Source organism: Pseudomonas sp. D47, assembly GCF_045447305.1.
In the GTDB taxonomy this organism is placed as follows: Bacteria; Pseudomonadota; Gammaproteobacteria; order Pseudomonadales; family Pseudomonadaceae; genus Aquipseudomonas.
Genome location: NZ_JBJGXU010000130.1, coordinates 1 through 4,030, shown reverse-complemented (window position 1 = coordinate 4,030; position 4,030 = coordinate 1). Strand labels below are relative to the sequence as shown.

General features: G+C 56.9%; 4 protein-coding genes. 2 read left to right on the top strand and 2 right to left on the bottom strand.

Annotation, left to right across the window (positions count from 1 at the left end; all coding sequences use genetic code 11):
* Positions 1 to 483: 483 nt before the first annotated feature.
* Positions 484 to 804: a hypothetical protein gene (locus tag ACI77I_RS31750; protein WP_406994419.1), complete on the bottom strand. Its 321-nt coding sequence runs from the start codon at positions 802 to 804 to the stop codon at positions 484 to 486.
* A 437-nt stretch (positions 805 to 1,241) separates the two neighbouring features.
* On the opposite strand from ACI77I_RS31750, the gene ACI77I_RS31745 reads away from it, so the two are divergent.
* Positions 1,242 to 1,547, top strand: a complete 306-nt coding sequence (locus tag ACI77I_RS31745; RefSeq protein WP_094948948.1) for a DUF6388 family protein — start codon at positions 1,242 to 1,244, stop codon at positions 1,545 to 1,547.
* Positions 1,548 to 1,692: 145 nt separating this feature from the next.
* Here ACI77I_RS31745 and nadC read toward each other — a convergent pair whose 3' ends face one another.
* A complete protein-coding gene (gene nadC / locus ACI77I_RS31740; RefSeq protein ID WP_094948949.1) occupies positions 1,693 to 2,541 on the bottom strand; it encodes a carboxylating nicotinate-nucleotide diphosphorylase in 849 nt (282 codons plus the stop codon).
* Positions 2,542 to 2,784: 243 nt separating this feature from the next.
* On the opposite strand from nadC, the gene ACI77I_RS31735 reads away from it, so the two are divergent.
* A partial coding sequence (locus ACI77I_RS31735; protein ID WP_407000140.1) for a DUF1631 family protein occupies positions 2,785 to 4,030 on the top strand: 1,246 nt, incomplete at its 3' end.

Below are 4,030 nucleotides of genomic sequence, written 5' to 3'. Positions count from 1 at the left end.
ATCCGACTCTTAAGTCCAGGGTATTGAACCGCTGCCGAGCGATAAGCTCCAGTGACAGTACCAAGCCCAGTCGCTGCCAAAAGTCGGTGATGAAATTCTTCGTTGTCGGATTGAAATTTTATAAGCATACAAATCTCCAAAGGTACCAAAAACTTCCCCTGGTGATTCGCCAGGCCTGAAAATAGTACCTTTTTGATAGGGGAAAAGGTACCTTTTATTAAATAAATACAAGTTTTTATTATAAAAAGGTACGTTTTTCATCGCGTAATGGACGTTTAGGCGAGTTCAGCGCCGGGGGCTTCGCTATTTTACCGGCGCTTGCATCTGCCCGGCGGTTTGTTGGGTGTGCTCATCTTGGGGGAATTCCTTTCAGGGGCACAGTTTTCCACTTAGGCGTAAAGCTTTTCGGGATGCACCCTTCATAGCACTGCGCTCGTCTTCCACCTCTCCAGCTTGGAGCTCCACAGGGGCGTTTCTCTCAACTTAACCAGAATATGTCGCATTAGAATTTCTATATTGCTGGAGCAAAACCTCAAGGAACGTCGTAACAGCAGAGTCGTCCTGGAGAAACGCTTTTACATGCTCCTTTTCGTCCTCATCCAGATCCTCCGTATCTTCGTCTAAAGTGCCGGCCCAATCCGAAAGCACGTCCTGCCATTGCACGTCCTCCTCTTCGGATATCCCAAAGTGCTCCTTCAGCCACGCGTAAGCTTCAAGCTCACCGCCGAACCCCTTTGGACCCCAGACTCGCTCCATTTCAGTAAGTATTGATTCGATTAAATCCGATCTGGTTAAAGGTTTCATGGCTCGTTTCCCTTTGGTTCAGACTTTAGGAATGAAGGATCAAGCTATTGCGAGTAACCCGGATGCTGAATCATCAGGATGAGGAATACATGCGCAGCCTGGCTGTAGTTATGGAACAGTAGCCCAAGCGTATTACCTGGGCTAAGCTGAGGTCGCAAGCAGCTAAAGCTGATGCAGGATTCAGTTTTTTCTGAGTGCCCAAATGAGTGCCCTTTTTATATTTGTATCTAAAAGGCTTACCGTTTTCACTGGGCTAGAGTCGAATGGTTCGATTCCTGTCTCGGGCACAAAGGCAACACTGTTTCAAAGGCAACGTTTTCAGATGATCCCAGAATGGTTCTGAAGGCCAGACGAGCCGGCATTCGTGCCCGCTCTTTCGTATCTGCGCAACCTTGATGACCCAGATGCATCCCCATTCCTCGATCTAAGAGAACAACATGACCACATCAGAGATGACCCAGGAAGCGCGGCACGAAGCAGCCCTCAAAAAGTACGTCGCGGAGTCGCCGGAACTGCTGCATGAGATCAAGGACCTGAGCGCCGATGATCAAAAGGACCAGATCAAATGGGCATTTGAGGATGAGGCTGAGGCCCAGGGCCTGCAGCCATGGGAGCTGAGCCTCAAGTACACCTCCACCCCTGAAGAGTTCGAGGCGGCGCGACTGGCCTTGCACAAAGAGGCTGCCGAGGTGCTGGGTGTCGACTGGAACGAGTATTGCGGGATGAATAATCTCGCGATCTAAGCACTAAGCCTGCAACGAGCTTGTTGTGGAGGCTCGCTTGGTTGGCGAGTGGGCTTGTTGTGGTGAGGCTTGAACTGGTGAGTGGGCTCGCCACGACAGCCCCGCTCACCGCAACAAGCCGCCACACAAATTTCGGTCATGCGCCTCAGATACTGAGGCGCATCGACAAATCCACCGCCTTCACATCCTTGGTCATCGCACCGATGGAGATGTAATCCACCCCGGTTTCAGCGATGGGCAGCAGGGTGGTTTCATTGATCCCGCCGCTTGCTTCCAGCTTGGCCTTGCCGGCGTTCAGGCGCACGGCCTCACGCATGTCATCCAGGCTCAACTCGTCGAGCATGATGATATCGGCACCCGCCGCCAGTGCTTCGCGCAGTTCATCCAGGCTTTCCACTTCGATTTCCACCGGCTTGCCCGGGGCGATTTTGTGGGCGGCCGAAATCGCCTGGGCAATACCGCCACAGGCGGCGATATGGTTTTCCTTGATCAGGAACGCGTCATACAAACCGATGCGATGGTTGTGGCAACCGCCGCAGGTGACCGCGTACTTCTGCGCTAGGCGCAGGCCTGGCAGGGTTTTGCGGGTGTCCAGCAACTTGACCTGGGTCGTGGCGACAAAATCCGCCAAGTAGTGGGCGCGGGTGGCGACGCCTGACAGCATCTGCAGAAAATTCAGTGCGCAGCGTTCGCCACTCAGCAGCGAACGGGCCGGGCCTTCCAGATGGAACAGCGCCTGGTTGGGGCTGACGCGCTCACCGTCGGCCACCTGCCAATGCACCGCGACCCGAGGGTCGAGCTGGCGGAAGACGGCGTCCACCCAGGCAGTACCGGCGATAACGGCGGCATCGCGAGTAATGATCGTGGCCTTGGCCAGTCGTTCGGCGGGGATCAATTGCGCAGTGATATCGCCGCTGCCGATGTCTTCCAGCAGTGCACGGCGCACGTTGGCTTCGATTTCGGCGGTAAGGTCGGCAAGACGGAGATTCGGCATAACAGGCTCCACAAACAAGGTGCCTCGATTATAGGGGCTGTGCGCCTTTGAACCCAGGCTCCCCACTCATTTACACCGCAATGGCAGAGTTTGCTGGCGCAACTACCCTCGTTTGCAAGATAATCTCGCGCCTTGCAATTGGCGTCATAGCTTTGACGTCTTGGTGGTAACCGGCTTTTGCAGCCCAATTGGACCTGTCGCCGATTTTTCCCCACCCCAACATCGCCGTTTCAGGAGGCCAGGATGCACATTGACGGAAAGGTGGTGCCTATCAACAAGGCACAGGCCACGCCATCCCCGCTCGCGCGCCTGCCGGTGGTGTTGATGCAGGTTCGCGACAAGGCTGCCCAACAGTTGCAGCAAGGCTTGCAGGAGCTGTTCGATAACGCCGACGACACCCTGTTCGAAATGGCCGACAAGGCCCGCAGTAATGTTGACCATCACATTTTCTTTGAAGCCATGCGCGACTTGCGCCTCAAGCGTAAGAACTTCGAACGCGTATTCATGGAGCAACTGTTCGCCGCCTTCGCCAATCTGGGCCCCAGCGGGCCGGGCGAGCCGCACCTGGTGCCGGTAGTGTCCTACGAGGCGGCGCCCGGCACGTCCAGCGATGCCCTGGAAAAAGCCGTTGCACTGGAGGCCATGCTGGGCCGGGTGCGGCACCGCGATGGCCTGGCGCTGGGGCAACTGACTGCACGCTTGGGCACGGTGCTCGGCAAGCCCCTGGACGAGCGAGATAACCCGTTGGGCCCGGCGCTGCTTTGTGAGTTCTTTTTGCGCGCGGGGCGCAGCTTGGGGGTGGAGATCCGCGTCAAGCTGATCATGCTCAAGCTGTTTGAAAAGTACGTGCTCAGCGACGCCGATCAACTGTTCGGCGAAGCCAACCAGTTGCTGGTTGCCACCGGGGTGCTGCCTGAACTCAAGGCGGTGCCGTCACGTCGGCCCGGCGGGCGTGCGGCGCGCGAACAACAGCAAGAAGGCAGCCTGCCCAGCATCGACCCGCCGCTGGATGAAAACGGCCAGGAAGCCTTCGCCGCGTTGCAAAAGTTGCTGGCGGCGGTACGTGGCAGTGTAGCGCCCACCCTTGAGGCCTGCGCCGAGCCGCAACCCATTGCCACCCGCGACCTGCTGCGCCTGCTCTCCCATTTGCAACAATACGTGCCGGAACCCGAGGCCGAAGACGACTTTGACCTGCGCAACCAGCTTGGGCAGTTGTTGACCCGGGTCAGCGTCAAGAGTGGCAAATCCCGTGTTGTGGAAGACGCCGATGAGGATGTGATCAACCTGATCGCGCTGCTGTTCGATTTCATCCTTAACGACCGTACCGTGCCGGATGCCTTCAAGGGCTTGATTGCCCGCTTGCAGATCCCGATGCTGAAAGTCGCGGTGCTGGACAAAAGTTTCCTCAGCCGTAGCAATCACCCAGCGCGGCGGTTGCTCAACGAGATCGCGGCTGCCGCCATGGGTTGGAGCCCGCACGCGGACTATC